General features: G+C 62.3%; 16 protein-coding genes. 10 read left to right on the top strand and 6 right to left on the bottom strand.

What is annotated here, in order from left to right:
* Positions 1-121 precede the first annotated feature (121 nt).
* Positions 122-820 (top strand): pirin family protein, encoded by a 699-nt coding sequence (locus tag AWB64_RS02800; RefSeq protein ID WP_060817067.1) that lies wholly within the window; start codon positions 122-124, stop codon positions 818-820.
* 100 nt (positions 821-920) lie between these two features.
* Here AWB64_RS02800 and AWB64_RS02795 read toward each other — a convergent pair whose 3' ends face one another.
* Positions 921-1,514 (bottom strand): Spy/CpxP family protein refolding chaperone, encoded by a 594-nt coding sequence (locus tag AWB64_RS02795; protein WP_060817066.1) that lies wholly within the window; start codon positions 1,512-1,514, stop codon positions 921-923.
* A gap of 256 nt (positions 1,515-1,770) precedes the next feature.
* On the opposite strand from AWB64_RS02795, the gene AWB64_RS02790 reads away from it, so the two are divergent.
* Positions 1,771-2,493 carry a response regulator gene (locus AWB64_RS02790; RefSeq protein WP_060817065.1) on the top strand — a complete coding sequence of 241 codons (723 nt, stop codon included), beginning with the start codon at positions 1,771-1,773 and terminating at the stop codon, positions 2,491-2,493.
* Positions 2,477-3,823: an ATP-binding protein gene (locus AWB64_RS02785; protein WP_060817064.1), complete on the top strand. Its 1,347-nt coding sequence runs from the start codon at positions 2,477-2,479 to the stop codon at positions 3,821-3,823. The genes AWB64_RS02790 and AWB64_RS02785 overlap by 17 nt, the downstream gene beginning before the upstream one ends.
* Positions 3,824-3,869: 46 nt before the next feature.
* Here AWB64_RS02785 and AWB64_RS02780 read toward each other — a convergent pair whose 3' ends face one another.
* Both AWB64_RS02780 and AWB64_RS02775 read right to left on the bottom strand, forming a co-directional pair.
* Positions 3,870-4,133: a double-stranded DNA-specific endonuclease gene (locus tag AWB64_RS02780; protein ID WP_060817063.1), complete on the bottom strand. Its 264-nt coding sequence runs from the start codon at positions 4,131-4,133 to the stop codon at positions 3,870-3,872.
* Between the two features lie 149 nt (positions 4,134-4,282).
* Positions 4,283-5,959, bottom strand: coding sequence for a sensor domain-containing diguanylate cyclase (locus AWB64_RS02775; RefSeq protein ID WP_060817062.1), 1,677 nt, complete (start codon positions 5,957-5,959; stop codon positions 4,283-4,285).
* A 119-nt stretch (positions 5,960-6,078) separates the two neighbouring features.
* On the opposite strand from AWB64_RS02775, the gene AWB64_RS02770 reads away from it, so the two are divergent.
* From AWB64_RS02770 to AWB64_RS02755, 4 genes are all read left to right on the top strand, one after another.
* On the top strand, positions 6,079-6,375 hold the full coding sequence (locus AWB64_RS02770; RefSeq protein ID WP_157766574.1) for a hypothetical protein: 297 nt from the start codon (positions 6,079-6,081) through the stop codon (positions 6,373-6,375).
* A 173-nt stretch (positions 6,376-6,548) separates the two neighbouring features.
* Entirely contained in the window at positions 6,549-8,336 is a 1,788-nt protein-coding gene (locus AWB64_RS02765) for an ABC transporter permease (protein WP_060817060.1), read from the top strand.
* A gap of 110 nt (positions 8,337-8,446) precedes the next feature.
* Positions 8,447-9,760 (top strand): ABC transporter ATP-binding protein, encoded by a 1,314-nt coding sequence (locus AWB64_RS02760; RefSeq protein WP_060817196.1) that lies wholly within the window; start codon positions 8,447-8,449, stop codon positions 9,758-9,760.
* Positions 9,761-10,094: 334 nt separating this feature from the next.
* Positions 10,095-13,571, top strand: coding sequence for an autotransporter outer membrane beta-barrel domain-containing protein (locus AWB64_RS02755; protein WP_060817059.1), 3,477 nt, complete (start codon positions 10,095-10,097; stop codon positions 13,569-13,571).
* Between the two features lie 39 nt (positions 13,572-13,610).
* On the opposite strand, the gene AWB64_RS02750 is transcribed toward AWB64_RS02755, so the two are convergent.
* The 3 genes from AWB64_RS02750 to AWB64_RS02740 form a co-directional block, all read right to left on the bottom strand.
* Entirely contained in the window at positions 13,611-14,126 is a 516-nt protein-coding gene (locus tag AWB64_RS02750; protein ID WP_060817058.1) for a hypothetical protein, read from the bottom strand.
* Positions 14,123-14,677: a hypothetical protein gene (locus AWB64_RS02745; protein ID WP_060817057.1), complete on the bottom strand. Its 555-nt coding sequence runs from the start codon at positions 14,675-14,677 to the stop codon at positions 14,123-14,125. The genes AWB64_RS02750 and AWB64_RS02745 overlap by 4 nt, the downstream gene beginning before the upstream one ends.
* Positions 14,678-14,936: 259 nt before the next feature.
* Complete coding sequence (locus tag AWB64_RS02740; RefSeq protein WP_060817056.1) at positions 14,937-16,013, bottom strand: sigma-54 interaction domain-containing protein; 1,077 nt, start codon at positions 16,011-16,013, stop codon at positions 14,937-14,939.
* Between the two features lie 506 nt (positions 16,014-16,519).
* Between AWB64_RS02740 and AWB64_RS02735 the strand changes: the two genes are divergently transcribed.
* From AWB64_RS02735 to AWB64_RS02725, 3 genes are all read left to right on the top strand, one after another.
* A complete protein-coding gene (locus AWB64_RS02735) occupies positions 16,520-16,855 on the top strand; it encodes a hypothetical protein (RefSeq protein ID WP_060817055.1) in 336 nt (111 codons plus the stop codon).
* A gap of 56 nt (positions 16,856-16,911) precedes the next feature.
* Positions 16,912-17,229, top strand: coding sequence for an ElaB/YgaM/YqjD family protein (locus tag AWB64_RS02730; RefSeq protein ID WP_060817195.1), 318 nt, complete (start codon positions 16,912-16,914; stop codon positions 17,227-17,229).
* A 69-nt stretch (positions 17,230-17,298) separates the two neighbouring features.
* Positions 17,299-17,556: a hypothetical protein gene (locus AWB64_RS02725; protein WP_060817054.1), complete on the top strand. Its 258-nt coding sequence runs from the start codon at positions 17,299-17,301 to the stop codon at positions 17,554-17,556.
* The last annotated feature ends 281 nt before the right edge of the window (positions 17,557-17,837 follow it).

Genomic DNA, 17,837 nt, shown 5'->3' with positions numbered 1-17,837 from the left:
CGGTTTGTGGGCCGTATCGATTGCATGCATTTTCAGGACGGTGTGGTGCCTGTGCAGGCGATTGTTCCGGAGCGTGTGCGCCCTTACATTCTCTCCATCGCAATATCAACGGGAGTTCGAAATGTTTGAGATTCGACGTGCCAATGAACGCGGCCATGCCAACCACGGATGGCTCGACTCGTATCACAGTTTCTCTTTTGCAGGCTATGACGATCCCGAGCACGTGCATTTCGGCGCGCTGCGCGTGATCAACGAAGACCGCATCGCGGGCGGGCAGGGATTCGGCGCGCACGGGCATCGCGATATGGAAATCATCAGTTACGTGCTCGAAGGCGGTCTCGCTCACAAGGACAGCATGGGCAACGGCTCGACCATCCGTCCCGGCGACGTCCAGCGCATGAGCGCCGGCACGGGCGTGCGGCACAGCGAATTCAACGGTTCCGCCACCGAACCCGCGCATTTCCTGCAGATCTGGATCATCCCGGACGCCGAGGGCAACGCACCGGGCTACGAAGAAAAGCATTTCGACGATGCCGAAAAGCGTGGCCGCCTGCGGGTGATCGCCTCGCCGCAAGGGCGCGACGGCGCGGTGAAACTGGGCGCGGACGCCGAGCTTTACGCCGGTCTTTTCGATGGCGACGAGCGCGCCGACTTCGACGTTGCCGCCGGGCGCCGCGTATATGTGCACGTGGCGCGGGGAGCGGTATCGGTGAATGGCGAAGCGCTTTCGGCCGGCGACGCAGCCAAGCTCGAAGGGGTGTCGAAGGTGACGCTCGACCAGGGAACCGGCGCGGAAGTCATCTTGTTCGATCTCGCCTGAGCGCAAGAAGTACCGCGGTCAGTCGCAGGCGACGAAAAAGCCGTGGACCAAACAAACAGGTCCACGGCTTTTTTCATGCGCGGGCTACCTTGTCAGTGCCTCAAGGCTGAACCGCCGATGCACCAGCGGCCGGCGCGCCATGATGCTGGCCCCAACGCTGATGCATTTTTTCCTGACGCTCATGCATCTTCGCGAACCGGGCTTTCAACGCCGAGCTGACCGTGGTCTTTTGCTGGTCATTGAGCGCGTTGTAGAAATTGAGCCATGCGGCGCTGGTCTGGTCGCGCAACTGGGCATTCTGTTGCTCGATCTTCTGATGCGTCGCATACATGGCGTTCAGGTCCAGGATCGGTTGCTGTTTCATGGACTCCATCTGCGCGCGCATTTGCTGATGGCTCGCGCGCATTGCCTCATGATTTTGCTTCATGGTTTGCAGCGCGGATTGCCACAGCTTTTCCTGGTCGGCGTTGAGATTCAACTGGCTGTGCAGCTTGTCCAGTTCCTTCTTCATGCGCATTTCCATTCCGTGCCCGCGATGAGCGCCGGGGCCGCCGGGACCGCCTTCGGCCATCATCATGCCCGGGCCACCCGGGGGCGGTGCATCCGGGGTCGCCGCACTCGCGACGTTGGCTGTACCTATGGACAGCGCGAGCGCCGCAGCGGTGATGGCGAGGAATCGGGACTGCTTCAACATGGCGTACTCCTTTTTGATTTGCGGAGCCCCAGCGGCCAAGTGCCGAACTGAACTGGAGCTGATCCGATCTGGCTGTGTCGACTGGGTCGTCGCGCCTTCGGTAAGACACAGCGTAGAGAGTTGGCCGGATACGCGTGTTACGAGCCGCTATTGCGTTATTACGCCGGTTTACGCGCCGCTTTCGCGGTAACACCCGGTAACTGTTTACGGAGGTTTTGCGGCATCTTGAGCTCGGACTGGCGTTAAACTGCGTCGCATGGCTACTCAAATACTTGTCGTCGACGACGACTCCGAACTGCGCGACTTGTTGCGCGACTATCTGGTCCGGCAGGGCATCGAGGTATCGGTGCTGCATGACGCGGGCACGCTCGAACGGCGCCTCGAACGCGAGCGCCCCGACCTGATCGTGCTCGACCTCATGATGCCGGGTGTCGATGGACTGACCGCGTTGCGCAAGCTCCGCGCGTCCGGCGACGACATTCCCGTGATCATGCTGACGGCACGTGCCGACGACGTGGACCGCATTGTCGGACTTGAACTCGGCGCTGACGATTATCTCGGCAAGCCGTTCAATCCGCGGGAACTGCTCGCGCGCGTGCAGGCCGTATTGCGCCGCCGCCGCACGATTCCTTCCGCCGCACCCGAGCAGCGCGAGCCATTTTCGTTCGGGCGTTTCAGGCTCGACTTCCAGTCGCGCACGCTGCATCAGGACGAGACGCCGCTTACGCTGTCGGGCAGCGAATTCGCGCTGCTGAAGATTTTCGTCAATCACCCCATGCGCACGCTCACGCGTGAACGGCTGCTCGAACTGTTGCACGGTCCGGAATACGACGGCACGGACCGCGGGATCGACGTGCAGGTGTGGCGTCTGCGCCGGATCCTCGAGACCGACCCGTCCACGCCGCGCTTTATACAGACAGTGCGCGGGCGTGGTTACGTGTTCGTGCCCGACGGCGAGCAAAATGCGCCGGCCCATTGATTCGTTATTTGGCCGGCTGGTTGTGCTGGTCATCGGCGTGCTGGTGTTGTCGCACGTCGCGTGGTTCGCGGTCATCCGGGTCGAACGCGATCAGACGCAAACGCGTTACGCAGTAGAAGAAGCCACGTTCCTGGTCGACGCCGTGCGCCAGCACATCGCGAATTCGCCGGATCAGCCGCTGCCCTCGAGCGTGCACGTGGTTGCCCCGACCAGTCCCGACGTTCCCCGTCCAATCGCCGACGCCGATACAGATCGCGTGCCGCCGCCGTTTGCGCGGTTTATCGACGACTTGCGGGACCGTCTGCCCGATGGCACCGACGTCCGTGTCAGCGAGCCCGGCGGTCCACCGAGCTTGTGGGTGCGCGGCGCACGCGACGCGAACTGGATCGTCGTGCCGGTCCAGCCCCTGCGTCCGCCGCGTTCGCGCGACCGCATGCTGCTGTGGCTTGCGATCATTTTCACAACTGCGGTCATGGCGGCGCTCCTCGCCGCGTGGCAACTCCAGACGCCGCTGCGCTCGCTTGCGCAGGCAGTGGGACGTTTCGGCCGCGGCGAGCCTACGCCCGCCGTCCCCGAGCGCGGTCCCCGCGAGTTGCGGCAGTTGACGCACGGTTTCAACCAGATGGTGCGTGAGGTGGCGCAGGCGGAAAGCGACCGCGCGGTCATGCTCGCGGGCGTGGCGCACGATCTCAAGACGCCGCTTGCGCGCTTGCGCCTGCGTGCCGAAATGATGGAAGAGGCGAAGCTGCGCGATGGCGTGGTGCGCGATGTGGACTCAATGGCGCACATCGTCGATCAGTTTCTGGTGTTCGCGCATGACGGAACGGATCGCAGCGAACCGGTTGAAGTCGACCAGCAATGCGAGAGAGTTGCGCGCAGCTACAGGGCGGTCGCCCCCGGCGGCCAACCGATTCGGACGCGGCTCGCGGCGGGACGCGGCTTTGCCCTGCCGGCGGCGACGCTGGACAGATTGCTCTCGAACCTGCTCGACAATGCACATGCTTATGGGGCGCCGCCCATCGAGATAGAAACCTTGCGCGCGGCCAATGGCTGGGTCTTGCGCGTCACTGACAATGGCGGCGGTATTGCCGCGCAGGATCTCGTGAAGGCCAGCCGGCCGTTTGTCAGGCTTGATCCCGCGCGCGGCGGCAGCGGTCACAGCGGGCTGGGGCTTGCCATTGTGGATCGACTGGTGCGGCGGGTGGGCGGCGAGTGCGACATTCGCAATCGCGAGGAAGGCGGATTGCAGGTCGCCATGACTTTTCCGTTCGATATCGTGGCAAAGGCGGCGGATCAGCTTCACGTCGATGGCGTGCTCAAGCACGCCTAGGGCGGGGCGTTGGAACAAATCCCGCCCCAACGATCCGCTTGCGCTTTTAATCGAACAGGGTATTCAGCGCGGAAGCCGCTTCACTATCGACGGTGTTGTACGTGACCGTGGCGGCTTCGAAAATATAGTGCGTGGTGTATTTCCCCAGCCGCCCGAGAATCTCCTCCTGAATGATTTCCGGCGCGACGTCGAGCCTCAGATACCAGGCGGTGGATGAGAGCCGCGTCTGGAACGCGCCATATTCGGCCAGCAAGTGATCGAATGCTTCAGCGTCCTGATCGCGGCAGACAATGACCAGATTTCCCTTCATTCACCCCTCCTGATAACGGCAGATATCCGACTTCGAGTATCGATGATACCTGCTGTCACGCTGCTTGCCCCAGTCGGCCTTCAGGCTAACCCGCGCGTTTGGCGTGCATCCGGAGCAAAAAGGAAGCGTTGCAAAAGGCCGGGCGCGCGTCAGGCGGTCTCGGGATGACGCGGCATTGGCGGGATGTTGTCGGCTGGGTGCACTTCGCTGCGATCGCGGCCGCCCGATTTCGCCGCATAGAGCGCCAGATCGGCGCGCTTGAGCAGATTCTCCGCAGTGTCGCCCTCGCTCAATGCGGTGATGCCGATACTCACGCTCAGCGCGGTGTCATCGGGTAGATGGGCGCAATGTTCCTGGTTGAAGCGCTTGCGCAGGCGCTCGAGCACCGCGTGAGCATCGGCGAGAGAGGTTTGCGGAAGCAGCAGGCCGAATTCCTCGCCGCCAAGCCGCCCAACGCCGTCGCTCGCGCGCAATTGCTCCTCGCACATGCGCACGAAATGCTCGAGCGCGCGATCGCCGGTTGCATGGCCAAAGCGGTCGTTGACCTGCTTGAAGTAGTCCAGATCCGCGATCGCAACGGACAGCGGCGTACCGGCGGCACCGGCGATATCGACTTCGCGGCGCAAGGTATCGAGGAAATATCGCCGCGACAACGCGCCAGTCAGCGCGTCATGGCGGGCTTCCGCCGAAAGCAGCGTATTGGCCGACTGCAGCTGGTTCGCGAGATGCCGCGTCGCGCGGTGCAGGCGGCGCTCCCGCAAGTAGGACACGGTGATCACCACGGCCAGCCCGACCACGCCGAGCGCCGTCAGGAACACGAGCAACTGGTCGCGCCGCTGGTTGCGCACGATTTCGGCCCAGTTCGGCAGCGGATGCACGATATGCGCGGCAAGTCCCGAATTCAGCCCGGTGCGTTCGTCGTAAAGCGCGGGCGCCACGCCGTTATTGGCGCTGAACAGGCCGCTCGAGAGCGTTGGCGACAGCCACGGCGCATCCGCCCGCACGCGCTCCCCTACGTTCGTGATCCGCAAGGTCTGGAAGTCGACACGGCGGTAAGCATCGAGCCGCTCCGCGCGCGACATCTTCAGCACGGGCGAATTGGGCAGCACGCGGTTTTCCAGCCGGCTTTCGTTGGCCATCACCACCACGCCGTTGCTGTCGGTCACGAATGTTCCAGGACGCGACACCCAATGCCGCAAGCGGTCGATGCTCACTTTCGCAATCACTGCACCGACAAGAAGTCCGTCGCGGTAAATCGGCGTCGCGATAAAGATTCCCGGATCGCCGTTCGAGCGGCCCACGCCGTACGTCTCGGTGAATGCGCCGAGCAGCGCCTTCTGAATATATCCGCGCGCCCGCATGTCAATGCCGACAAAGCTGTTCGAATCAGTGGAATTGCTCGATGCCACGCAAAAGCCCTGCGTATCGACGACCCAGACGTAATCCAGGCCGGTAAAACCGCGCGCGTTGTGCAGGAAGTTATCGACTTTTTGCAACGCGGGCGAGGCGAGCCACCTGGCTCGCCGCTCGGCGACGCTCAGCGCGGCGTCGGCGGCGGAGCCATGCGGCTGAACCAGCGCGAGCTGGATCATGTCCATTTCCGCGATGGTCGCGGGAATCGCGCGGGACATGGCGAGGTCGCTGGCAATGATCTGCGCGGTGTTGTCGACAATGGACGCCGCCATTTGGCGTTCTACGTGCATCGACGTAGCCAGTTCTTGCTGTACCATTCGGTCCGACACCAGTCCGGCCGCAACCCAGCACACGCATGCAAGCAATGCGCAGCCAAGCGCTGCGATCGCACGGTGGAAGGTTGTCTTGTTCATCTATTCTGGCCTGTCTGACTGTCCCGCGGCCCCGCGCGACGAGCAATGTTATGAGTTTTGTGCCGGCACACGAGCATCTTACCGGGCGCGGCCACGCGCGCCGATGGTACTTGCCCCAAGTGCTGTTGCTGATCGCCGACAGTGGCGCCCGTTGCGAGAACATGCTTGGTCTCGCGAAGAGCTGTGAACCGCGTCGGCAACGGTTTAAAGCCGGCTTCGGTCTGCTTTGGGAACGGCGCGCGGCTTCGCGTTTGAATTGGACGACGTTTTCTTTCGTCCATCAAGTTTCTTATCGGCGTGAACGTGGTTTTCTGAACCTTGCCGCGCAGTTTGACGAGCGGGCGCAACGCTTTGCGTACGCGAGCGGAAACCGCCCGGCTGCCTTGCCCAGCGTGACGCCAGATGACGAAACGTAAACCGGCTGGCCGAGGTTGTGCCTGAAACAAAGGTTGGTGTAGTGTCGTGCGATTCTGAAACGGGCGCGGCGTAGATTGCCGGTGCACAGGAATACACACAGGAATACAGACGCCGGAGAATGCCCTGACGAGGGCGCTCCGGCCGCAACAAGCCTCAACGGAGAGGGCGTGCAATGGATTTTGGCTTCAACCTGACTCGCACGGCGAATGCTTCGGCGTGGCGTCTATTACCGAATCGATGGGACTTCGTCGCGTTCCCACTGATCATCTGCATCCTCGCGCTGACCGCGGTGGGCTTTCACGAGACGCTTGCGCCCATCTCAACGCTGCAGACGCAGGCTATTTCGCTGGATCCGTCGAATTTGCCCGAGTACGCGCTGCGCACCACGCTGCGCATGCTCGCTGCGATGGTCGCATCGCTCGTATTCACGCTGATCTATGGCACGCTCGCGGCCAAGAGCAGGCGCGCGTCCATCGTGCTCGTGCCGATTCTGGATATCCTGCAGTCGGTGCCGGTGCTCGGCTACATCTCCTTTACCGTCACGTTTTTTCTCGCGTTGTTCCCCGGGCGTGTTTTCGGCGCCGAACTCGCGGCGATCTTCGCCATCTTCACGAGCCAGGCGTGGAACATGACGTTCAGCTTCTACCAGTCGCTGCGTACGGTGCCGCGCGACCTGGATGAAGTCTCGCGCGGCTTTCACCTCACCAACTGGCAGCGCTTCTGGAAGCTCGAAGTGCCGTTCTCCATGCCGGGCCTCATCTGGAACATGATGATGTCGATGTCCGGCGGCTGGTTCTTCGTAGTCGCCTCGGAAGCGATCGTGGTGGGCAACCGTACCATCGTGCTGCCGGGCATTGGCGCGTATCTGGCGACCGCTATTGGCGAGCGCAATCTCGGCGCGATCGGCTGGGTGATCCTCGCCATGACGGTCGTGATCCTCGCCTACGATCAGCTCATGTTCCGCCCGCTCGTTGCCTGGGCCGATAAATTCCGCATGGAAAACACGAGCTCGGGCAATGTGCCCGAATCCTGGCTGCTCGACCTGATCCGGCGCACGCGCCTGATTCACCAATTGCTCGTCCCCGCAGGCTGGCTGATTGGCAAGCTGGCGCGCGTGCCTCTCAGGCTACCGTCGCTGCAAGGCGTGAAGCTGCCGCTCCTGGCGAGCGCGGCGTCGGTGTTTACATCGACGCCGGCGAGAGCCCGTAACGCGTCGCGCATCGGCGACATCGTCTGGGCGACGATTGTCGTGGCGCTGACCGCGTTCGTGGTCTGGAAGGTCACCGTGTTCGTTTCGTCGGGCGTCTCGTGGCGTGAAGTCGGGCACGTCTTCTGGCTTGGGTTGATCACCCTGTTCCGCGTGGTGGTGCTGATTGCGATTGCGTCGGTGATCTGGGTGCCGATCGGCGTGCTGATCGGGCTGCGGCCCGCGCTTGCGAGCAAGATCCAGCCGCTCGCGCAGTTTCTCGCCGCGTTCCCGGCGAACCTGCTGTTCCCGGTGTTTGTCGTGGTGATCGTGAAGTTCAACCTGAACCCGGATATCTGGCTCTCGCCGCTGATCGTGCTCGGCACGCAGTGGTATATCCTTTTTAATGTGATTGCCGGCGCGACGTCGTATCCGAACGACTACCGCGAGGCCGCGACCAATTTCCAGATCAAGGGCTGGCAGTGGTGGCGCCAGGCCATCTTGCCGGGCATCTTCCCTTACTACGTGACCGGCGCGATCACGGCGTCGGGCGGCGCGTGGAATGCGAGCATCGTGGCCGAAGCGGTATCGTGGGGAAATACCAAAATTGTGGCGCACGGACTAGGTGCGTATATCGCGGAAAGCACGGTCAATGGCGATTATCCGAAGATCATCCTAGGGATCGCGGTGATGTCGCTGTTCGTCACGCTTTTCAACCGGCTCCTGTGGCGTCCGCTGTTCGCCTTCGCCGAAGCGCGATTGCGCCTGGATTGAACACCCGGTAAAACGCCTGGATTTTCGACGCTGGTCGCCAGCGGCCACATCATCTTGTAATCAGTAACATGCGAGCGCCCATGCCAACGCAGACGAATCCGACCAATCCAATGCCGCCGTCTCCCTCCACGCCTGCTCGCCTCGGCAAGGAAATTCTTCACGTCGACCAGGTGAGCCGCGGTTTCAACAAGACGCAGGGCGAACTGCTCGTGCTCGAGGACGTCAACCTGAAGCTGCACGAAGGCGAGATCGTAGGTCTTCTCGGCCGGTCTGGATCGGGGAAATCCACGCTGTTGCGGATCATCGCGGGCTTGATCGAGCCAACGGGCGGCCAGGTCACCTATCTGAACGAGCCGCTCGCCGGTCCGGCGAAAGGCGTGGCGATGGTGTTCCAGACCTTTGCGCTGTTTCCGTGGCTCACCGTTCTGCAGAACGTGGAAGCGGGGCTGGAGGCGCAGGGCGTGCCGTCGAAAGAGCGGCGCGAGCGCGCGCTGGCGGCCATCGACCTGATTGGTCTCGATGGTTTCGAAAACGCGTACCCGCGCGAATTGTCGGGCGGGATGCGCCAGCGCGTGGGCTTCGCGCGCGCGCTGGTCGTCGATCCGACGCTGCTGCTCATGGACGAGCCGTTTTCCGCGCTCGACGTGCTCACCGCCGAGAACTTGCGCACCGATCTGCTCGACCTCTGGACGCAAGGCAAGATGCCGATCAAGTCGGTGCTGATCGTGACGCACAACATTGAGGAAGCGGTGTTCATGTGCGACCGGATTCTGGTGCTGGCGTCCAACCCGGGACGCGTGATGGCCGAGATCCGCGTGCCGTTCAAGCATCCGCGCAACCGTCTCGATCCGGCGTTCAGGCGGCTTGTCGACGATATCTACGCCAAGATGACCGCGCGTCAGGTTGGCGAAGAGAAGAAGAAGGGGCTTGAGTTGAGCAGCTGGCTGCCGCAGGTTTCGACCAACCTGATGGCGGGTTTGATCGAAACGCTTGCCGCCGATCCTTACCATGGCCGCGCCGACATGCCGGAAATCGCGCGCACGCTGCATCTGGAAGTGGACGATCTCTTTCCGGTCGCGGAAGTGTTGCAGCACCTTGGATTCGCCGATGTCCGCGAAGGCGATATTTTCCTGACGCCGCCCGCGCGCGTATTTGCCGAATTCGGCACGCAGGAACGCAAGATGATGTTCGCGGAGCATTTGCTGCGGCACGTGCCGCTCGCCGCGCGGATCAAGAAGGTGCTGAACGAACGGCCGGGGCATCGTGCGCCGCGGGTTCGCTTCGAGCAGGAACTGGAAGACTTCCTCTCAGATAAAGCCGCCGAGGAAACGCTTGACGCCGTCATCAACTGGGGCCGCTATGGCGAGATTTTCTCGTACAACGACCAGACGGAAATCTTCAGCCTGGAAGACGTGGAGTCGTGATGCCACGCTGAGGCATGCGCCTTACGGCGGTGCACGTTAAAAAAAACGCGGCGGTTCTGGAAACAGACGCCGCGTTTTTTGCATTCAAACGTTCTGGTTTCTGAAGCCAATCGGTCGCCTTGCTTCGTTTGCATGCGCGAAATCCGGCCATTGTGTTTCTCGACGGCAACGTCCGGCAAGGTCGTTTCGCATCGGACGCAAACCCTTGTCCATTATGGTGCCGTTCGTTTTCGACAGGCCGCATTGAATCGATTTCCACAAGATTGCCGAAGCGCAAAACGTACTCTACGCTGGACGCCCTGCCTCGTTGGCTGCAAACAAGGAGCTCGAAACGATGCCCGCAACCACGCCCAAGCCGCGTTTGCCGTTACCCCATGCGAGGTTCCTGCGAACAAGGCGTCTGCCGGGTTTGGCTATCGGTGTGACGTGCCTGCTGCGCATGCCGTCGGCGCTTGGTAACTGCGATAACTTCGCGCCCGTCAGCGGCGAATCCGTGACGTGCGATTCGGGGTTGCCGAATCCATCGGCGGGAGTCGTGGCTGTTGGCGGAAGCACGGGTGTCAGCGTGCTCGTTCAGCCGGGCGCGGGCATCAGCGTGAGCAACAGCAGTGCGGTCGGCGTGCGGGATTCGAGCACCGTCACGAATCTCGGCACGCTGCAGGTCACAGGCGATACCTTCGACGGCATCACCTCCGAAGGCACGCCGTCCGGTTTCGGACATAACACGCTGACCAACGCGGGTTCGATCCACACCACCGGCACCGAGTCGGAAGGCATGTACAACGGTTCCGCCGCGGTCACCATGTTGAACGCGGCGGGCGGGGTGATCGGCACGAGCGGGGCGAACTCGGCCGCGATGCTCGATTTCTCCACAGCAGGCGGCGGGACGCTGACCAATAACGGCACGCTGACGACATCCGGCGACGGCTCGTATGGCATGGCGTCCCAAACCACCGGCGACGCGCTCGTCAACAATGGTTCCATAAGCACAACGGGCGCGAATTCGCACGGCCTCTTTGCGAACGGAGCGGCGGGCAACAACACGCTGACCAACCACGGTTCCATCGATACCTATGGGTCGAACGCACACGGCATTGTTTCACTCGATGCCTCGCCGGGTCTCATCACGAACACGGGGTCGGTGGTCGCGCACGGAACGGACGGGCTTGGCGCTTTCTTTTCGCACGAGGTCACACTGGTGAACGCGGCCGGGGCGCGCATTGCGAGCGATCTGAACAACGGTATCGATGCCAACGGCGGCGGCAGCTTCACCAACGCCGGGACGATTTCGGGCGGCAACGTGGGGATATCGGTCGTGGGCGGCAACGCGGATATCGTGAATAGCGGCGTGATATCGGGCGGCAGCAATCTTGCTGTTTCATCGACCGGGCCTTATGTCATCACGATCACGAACACGGGCCAGATTTCGAGTGGCGGCGGTATTGCGGTCTGGACCGATACCGGCACGAACACGTTCAACATGGATGGCGGCACGGTCAGCGGCCTGATCCGGCAGGGCACCGGCATCAATACTTTCGTGATGCGCGCAGGACAGGTCGATGACGTCGACCAGGGTGGTCCGCAACCGCGCTTCACGCTCAGCGGCGGCCGCGTGATGGGAGGCCTGACCAACGGCGGCGTGGCGGACATCACTGGCGGGCGCATTGGCAGTGTTGGACTGACGGCCGCGCAGAACACCTTTACGATGTCCGGCGGGGCAATCGACTTGGACCTGACAGCCGGCGCGGGGGATACGTCCGTGGCGTTATCGGGCGGCACGATTGGCGGCGCGGTGACGCTCGGCAACGGCACGAACGCCGTCACGGTCTCGGGCGGTTCAATTGCGCGCGGCCTCACGGCGGGCGACGGGCAAACCACGTTCAAATGGCTCGACGGCGGCACGATCACCGGCGCTGTCACGTTTGGCTCGGGACAAACCGAAGCCACGCTGTCGAATCTGAGCGACGCGCAACTCTCGTCTACGTCGATCTTCGATGCCGGCGCGGGCCGCGACACGCTCACGTTCAGCCACGTCGATGCAAGTGGATCGAGCCGCTTTGTGAACTGGGAAAGTGTGGCGATAACGAACGCCAGCCGCGTGACGCTCGATGCTCAAGGCCTCACGCTCGGAGACGCCGGAACGCGAACGGGCGCGCTCGACATCGATTCAACCAGTTCGCTTGCGTGGAATGGCGGCGGGACATCGGCGATCATGGCGGCCGTGGCGGGCGCGCGGGTATCGGTGGGCAATGCGGGTGTGATCGACCTGAGCGGCAGTACACGCAACACCCTTGTTGTGAACGGCGATTATGCGGGGCGCGCCGGCCGGCTGCTCGTGGACAGCGTCCTTGGCGCGGATGGTTCGCCGAGCGGGAAACTCGTGATATCGCAGGGCAGCGCCACTGGCGATACGTCGATAGGCGTAAGGAACGCGGGCGGCGCGGGCGCCCAGACGATATCCGATGGAATCATGGTCGTGCAGACACTTCAGGGCGCAACGACGGCGGCGACGGCGTTTTCGTTGGCGAGCCCGGTCAAGGCGGGAGCGTTTACGTATGCCCTGTTTCGAGGCGGCGTGACTGCGGGAAGCGGAGACAACTGGTATTTGCGGTCGAGTGTGACGACGGCGCCGCCTGTGCCGCCGACACCACCTTCGCCGCCGTCTCCGCCTGCGCCACCGGCCCCTCCTGCGCCGCCGGAACCGCCCGCTCCGCCAGTTCCGCCTGCGCCACCGCCAACCGATCCAACAGCGCCATCCGGTCCCACCGAGCCCCCCGCGCCGCCACCACCCACGGGGCCAACCACGCCAACGTCGCCGCCGCCGGACGCGCCGTCTTCACCTGCCACAACAACGCCGCTTTACCGCATCGAAGTCCCGCTCTACGCGGCGATCCCATCGATCACGCGCGAGCTTGTCATCGATCAGATCGGCACTTTTCACGATCGGCACGGCGACCAGTCGCAACTCGACGAAACCGGCACGCTGCCCGCAACCTGGGCTCGCGTCTGGGGCAATCATGCACGCGTTGGCAGCGACACCGGCGTCGATCCGCATTTCAGCGGTTTTACGGGCGGCACGCAGATTGGCCAGGACATCTACGCCAATACAACGCCGTCAGGAAATCGAAATCATTATGGTTTGCTGCTGGGCGCTGCGCGCGCTTCGGGCGATATCAGCGGTTTCGCGCTTGGCATGCCGTCGGTTCAGGCAGGCAGTGTGGACGTGGATTCGGCGAGTGTGGGCGCGTACTGGACGCACATCGGCCCGAGCGGCTGGTACACGGACACCATCGTCGCGGGCAGCGCATTGACGATCAAGCCATCGTCCAACGATGGCATCAGCGTGACCACGCACGGCCATTCGATAGCCGGATCAGTGGAAGGAGGATTGCCGCTGGCGTTGCTGGCTGGCTTGAGCATTGAACCGCAGGCGCAGGTGATCTGGCAGCGCGTGTCCATTAACGACCTGAACGACGGCGTCTCGTCCGTCACCTTCGATAACCCCAGTTCGCTAGCCGCACGCCTGGGGCTACGCGTGGCAGGGCGCTGGCAAGTGGGCGGCGCGACCTGGCAGCCGTATGCGCGTGTGAATCTGTGGCGTTACTTCGACACATCGAGCCACGTGGGTTTCGGCGATTCCACCACGATTCCGGCACCGTCATCGGCGACGCTGGTCGATTTCCAAACCGGCGTGGCCATCAACATCGGCGTTCGCGGCAGCCTGTTTGCAAACGTCCATTACGCGATGAACGTCGGCGGAGCCACGCGCGCGGTCATAGGCGGCGACGCGGGCGTGCGCTGGCGCTGGTGAGCATGTCGGCACGCACGGCGGCGGGCATGCGCCGCCGCGTTATTGCAGATTTCCCCAACGCGCCACGGCCGGTTCCGCCGATGCCCATTTCCATCCGCCGCTGTTGTCGTTGCCCTTGCATGCTTGCGCGAGGAACCAGTCCTGATGTGCATCGGGCTTGTCACCATCGGCAACCGAGAAAGCGAACTCGCGGCATGTCGCAAGCGCGCTGCTGAACTCGCGCAGCACGCGCACATTGCCATGGCCGTTTTCCACCGGCAGCGTGTGCTTCACCTTCCACGCTTTTTCATCGCCGATGGGAAGGTCGCCCGCGGTCGTCGCAATGGCGATCTGCTGATCGCTGTGCAGGCGCTTCATGAGACGCGCGACGGCTTCGTCGGTGGCGGCCTGGACCGCGATGCCCACGCCGAAGCCAATCGCCGGATTGCTCGTCACCACGCCAGTCGATACACCCGCCGCCGCGCCCGCCGCCGCACCAATCGATGCACATCCGCTCACGAATACGCAGCTCGCAGCAACGCCTGCCGCGAGCATCAAGCTCAGGCCGGGCCTCATTGCAGCGCGCCCCAACGCGGCGTGGCGGGTTCTGCCGACGCCCACTTCCACGTCTGTCCATCGCGGCAGATCGAAGCTACGTAGAAGCCGCTATCGGCAGGCTTGTCCTTGGTGGCGTCGGTGTCCACCGAAAAGACGATTTCCTTGCAGTCGAGCGTGCCCGTGCTGATGGTGCGGCTAACCGTCACGCGGCCTTTCTCATCCGGCTCGATAGGCACGGTATGCACCGCCGCCCATGTCGCTACGGCGCCCACGGCGAGAGGACCGGCTGCGCCCGCGATCCGGTCCTGCGTATAGGTGTGCATCACGCGCTCGCTGTACTGAACGCCTGCTTTGGCAGCAGCAACAGCGCCCAGGCCGATACCTGTCGCAACAGCCGCATTGCGCGTCACGCTGCCCGCGACCGCTGCGCCGGCAATACCGGCGCCTGCCACGGCGCCTTCGCTATATAGGGAACTGCAACCTGAAAGGGTGGAACACGCGATCGCTCCGACTAGAAGCGTTGCCAGTGCCGCGGCGTGAGCTGGACGCCGGTGAATCGTTTTCTGCATGGTGCTATTCCTTCCTCGCCTTTCCTTATTCTTTCGATGACGGCAACCGCTTTGCTCGTGCGAACACTGAGCGGGCAACACTTAAGCAATCGGAGCGCCCGCGCATTTTGAATGACATAGCGAAGCGCCGGGCATAGAAATTTGCAAGAAATTGCAAATGCGGGGAACGTGGTGCGAAAAATGAAAAACTGGCGTGACAGTTGGCTGAACGCAATCGATGAACTGACGAACGATTCATCGATTGCACATTGACTTGCACTCAGCTTTCGGCAGTCTCGGAACCGGAAGCTGAAGGCTCTCCTTCGCCACCCTCGTTTTCATAAGTGCCGAGCCGGTTGTAAAGCGTCTTCAGGCTCACGCCGAGCGCTTTTGCAGCGCGGCGTTTGTCGCCGCCGCAATGCTTGAGCGTACCCAGGATGATCTGCTTCTGCGCATCGGCGAGAGGCGTGCCGACCCAGACGTTCATGGCATCGCCCTGCGTGACGGGCTTCTTCACCCGTGACGCCAGATGCGGATGCGCAATCTCAACGGTCTTTTCGGCAAGAATGAACGCACGATAGATCGTGTTCTTCAGTTCGCGCACGTTGCCAGGCCATGAATACGTCCGCAACATCTCGATCGCGCGCTTGCTGAACGACTTGTTGGTCCCCTCTTGCGCGTTCATCTCGGAGAGGAAATGCTGCGCGAGAAATTCGCGGTCGCTGTCGCGTTCGCGCAGTGGCGGCGCGCGCAACGGAAACACAGCCAGCCGATACATCAAGTCCTCGCGCAAGCCATTCTCCTTGACCGCCACAATAGGATCGCGATTGGTCGCGGCGATGACCCGGACATCGGAGTGAATCAGCTCATTGCCGCCAACTCGAAAGAACGTTCCGGTTTCAAGCGCGCGCAACAGCTTGACCTGACGCACGGGCGACATCTCGGTGACTTCGTCCAGAAACAGCGTTCCACCATTGGCATGTTCGAAATAACCAAGGCGTCCCTGAACAGCGCCGGTAAAGCTGCCTTTCTCATGTCCGAAAAGTTCGGGTTCAATGAGGTTATCGGGGATTGCACCGCAATTGACCGCCACGAATGGCGCGTCGCGTCGCGCGCTTTGATCGTGAATGGTACGGGCAATCAACTCCTTGCCGGTTCCCGATTCACCAATGATCAACGCGGTGGCGTCTGTTGCCGCCACGCGTTCTATCTGCGAGTAAAGCTCCATCATGACGGGCGATGAACCGTACAGAAGTCCGTATGACTTCAATCCGGCAATCTCTCCCGCGTTACGTTTCTTCTGCAATGGCGTATCGCCGGAGGCGACGGCCGGCGAGTCCAGATCGGTTGACGCCATGAGTCTTGTGTCCTGCAAAGTTGTTCGGGCGACGGGGGTTGGCCGCTGGCCCCAAGACAGGGATGAAGCGCAGCGGTGCACGCATTGCGCCGTGTCAGTGGCAGGCTAGGGTCCCACTGCCGCTCGAGTGGCGAAGCAATGTTGGAGGGCCGTTTCGATGATCGGCGCGAGCGTGCAACTTATCTCGTAAACCGTATTTAACCATCCGTAACGACTTAGCGGCAACGTGCTTTGCTCGGCTTGGGTAATCGGGGCTCAAATAAATCCGCAATCCATCATGTTGCGCTCACCCAGCGGAAAGCTTCACCGATCTCGCCCCTCCTTTACACACGGCCGGGCGTAATTGTTACGCGTACTCCGGACCCGACCGGGGTAGCCAACGGGTTGCGCGGCGCCAAGCGGCACGGCATGAATGACCAGATATTACGGCGCTTTGGGTCGTATGGCACGGAATCTGCGTCGCATGTGTTATCTGCAATCGAACGGCCGTGATACGGCAGACAGCCATGGAAGATTCTCTTCACTTCGACATTCATGTGCAACAGCGCACGCGCCCGGCACGTCGCGAACGTGCCTCGCAACGCGTCGATGAACGTCAGGAACTCCTCACGGCCGAGCCGATCAACGCCTATCACTGGGCCGCCGTGGCGTTCGTGACCGCGCTCATGTGCGTGGTGATGGCGTGGGCCGCGGGCACGCCAGCGCTTTCGCGCGCAGCGGGCGTGACAAGTTTCGTGTTCGCCTCGTTCGGCTGCGCGCTGGTGCTTGGCGGCATGCTGCGAACACTGCGTGAACGCCAAGGCGACACCGCGGCTGCAGCACTCGACCGGCACGCGTCATGAACCGTATGTCGCTGCCGGCCGATCAATCACAAGTCAATGGCAAGGGGTTTCACAACATGAGTCAAACGACAGTCCAGATTTCTTTGGGCAAGCAGAAGATCATCGAAGACATCAAGGTCTTGCTGAACGATTCCGAGGAACTGGTGCGCCTGAGCGCGTCGCTGCCGGCGGAAGGCGTGGATGCGTTGCGTGCGCGCTTGCGCGATCACGTCGATACCGCCCGCCACGCGCTCGAAGCGGCGCAGGCAGGCGCGCAGGACCGATACCGCGCGAGCCTCGACGGCACGGTCCGCTATACACGCGACAACCCGTGGCAGGCGCTTGGCATTGCTGCGGGCATTGGCTTCCTGGCTGGCATTCTCGTTTCCCGATAGACCCTGCAAACAGGCCACACATCGAGGCCGCACGAAGGCCTCGATCATCTGAAGATAAGGAGATGCACAATGGCACGACCGAAGATCGGCTTGTTCGGAGCGTTGTTCGCGGTTGGCAGCGTACTCGCATGGAAATGGGCGCAGGCGAGGCGCGACACAGCGACACGCGCCCCGCGCGACTTGAACCGATGGGAGGATGAAGGCGGCAAGATCGTTACGCCGGCATCTGCATCGGCGTCAGTTGACGCAAGGCCGGCCAGTGCGGCGAACAACGGCAACGGCGTAGTGGGCGGAACGCCCGACGCCTGGCATTTTCCGCATAGCTAAAGCGAACGAAGGCGAACGAAGGCCGATTGTCGTCTGCTTGCGCAGGCCAGAACATTGGCTCAAGACATGATCCAAACGCACGCTCCGGCGTGCGTTTCATCTTGATAAAGCCTTATAATCGAAGAACACACTGCAATAACTACGCTATATGGCAATAATTGCGTAATGCGGTGACATGTAGCCAGTCAATCGGGAAGTATTTCATCTTTCGGCGTACTTGAGTTCCATCGGTGCGCATTCGGCCTGGTGGGCGAGCCTTCATCGCGGTACGTTGATGCGTA

Origin of the sequence: Caballeronia sordidicola, from assembly GCF_001544455.2 — a bacterium.
Lineage (GTDB): Bacteria > Pseudomonadota > Gammaproteobacteria > Burkholderiales > Burkholderiaceae > Caballeronia > Caballeronia sordidicola.
This window is presented reverse-complemented; position numbering and strand designations above follow the sequence as displayed.

Coding starts and splice junctions, on each gene's coding strand:
- AWB64_RS02755 (WP_060817059.1), top strand. CDS start 10,095: ATGCCCGCAACCACGCCCAAGCCGCGTTTGCCGTTACCCCATGCGAGG.
- AWB64_RS02740 (WP_060817056.1), bottom strand. CDS start 16,013: ATGGCGTCAACCGATCTGGACTCGCCGGCCGTCGCCTCCGGCGATACG.
- AWB64_RS02745 (WP_060817057.1), bottom strand. CDS start 14,677: ATGCAGAAAACGATTCACCGGCGTCCAGCTCACGCCGCGGCACTGGCA.
- AWB64_RS02765 (WP_060817060.1), top strand. CDS start 6,549: ATGGATTTTGGCTTCAACCTGACTCGCACGGCGAATGCTTCGGCGTGG.
- AWB64_RS02750 (WP_060817058.1), bottom strand. CDS start 14,126: ATGAGGCCCGGCCTGAGCTTGATGCTCGCGGCAGGCGTTGCTGCGAGC.
- AWB64_RS02800 (WP_060817067.1), top strand. CDS start 122: ATGTTTGAGATTCGACGTGCCAATGAACGCGGCCATGCCAACCACGGA.
- AWB64_RS02795 (WP_060817066.1), bottom strand. CDS start 1,514: ATGTTGAAGCAGTCCCGATTCCTCGCCATCACCGCTGCGGCGCTCGCG.
- AWB64_RS02725 (WP_060817054.1), top strand. CDS start 17,299: ATGGCACGACCGAAGATCGGCTTGTTCGGAGCGTTGTTCGCGGTTGGC.
- AWB64_RS02790 (WP_060817065.1), top strand. CDS start 1,771: ATGGCTACTCAAATACTTGTCGTCGACGACGACTCCGAACTGCGCGAC.
- AWB64_RS02735 (WP_060817055.1), top strand. CDS start 16,520: ATGGAAGATTCTCTTCACTTCGACATTCATGTGCAACAGCGCACGCGC.
- AWB64_RS02780 (WP_060817063.1), bottom strand. CDS start 4,133: ATGAAGGGAAATCTGGTCATTGTCTGCCGCGATCAGGACGCTGAAGCA.
- AWB64_RS02785 (WP_060817064.1), top strand. CDS start 2,477: ATGCGCCGGCCCATTGATTCGTTATTTGGCCGGCTGGTTGTGCTGGTC.
- AWB64_RS02760 (WP_060817196.1), top strand. CDS start 8,447: ATGCCGCCGTCTCCCTCCACGCCTGCTCGCCTCGGCAAGGAAATTCTT.
- AWB64_RS02775 (WP_060817062.1), bottom strand. CDS start 5,959: ATGAACAAGACAACCTTCCACCGTGCGATCGCAGCGCTTGGCTGCGCA.
- AWB64_RS02730 (WP_060817195.1), top strand. CDS start 16,912: ATGAGTCAAACGACAGTCCAGATTTCTTTGGGCAAGCAGAAGATCATC.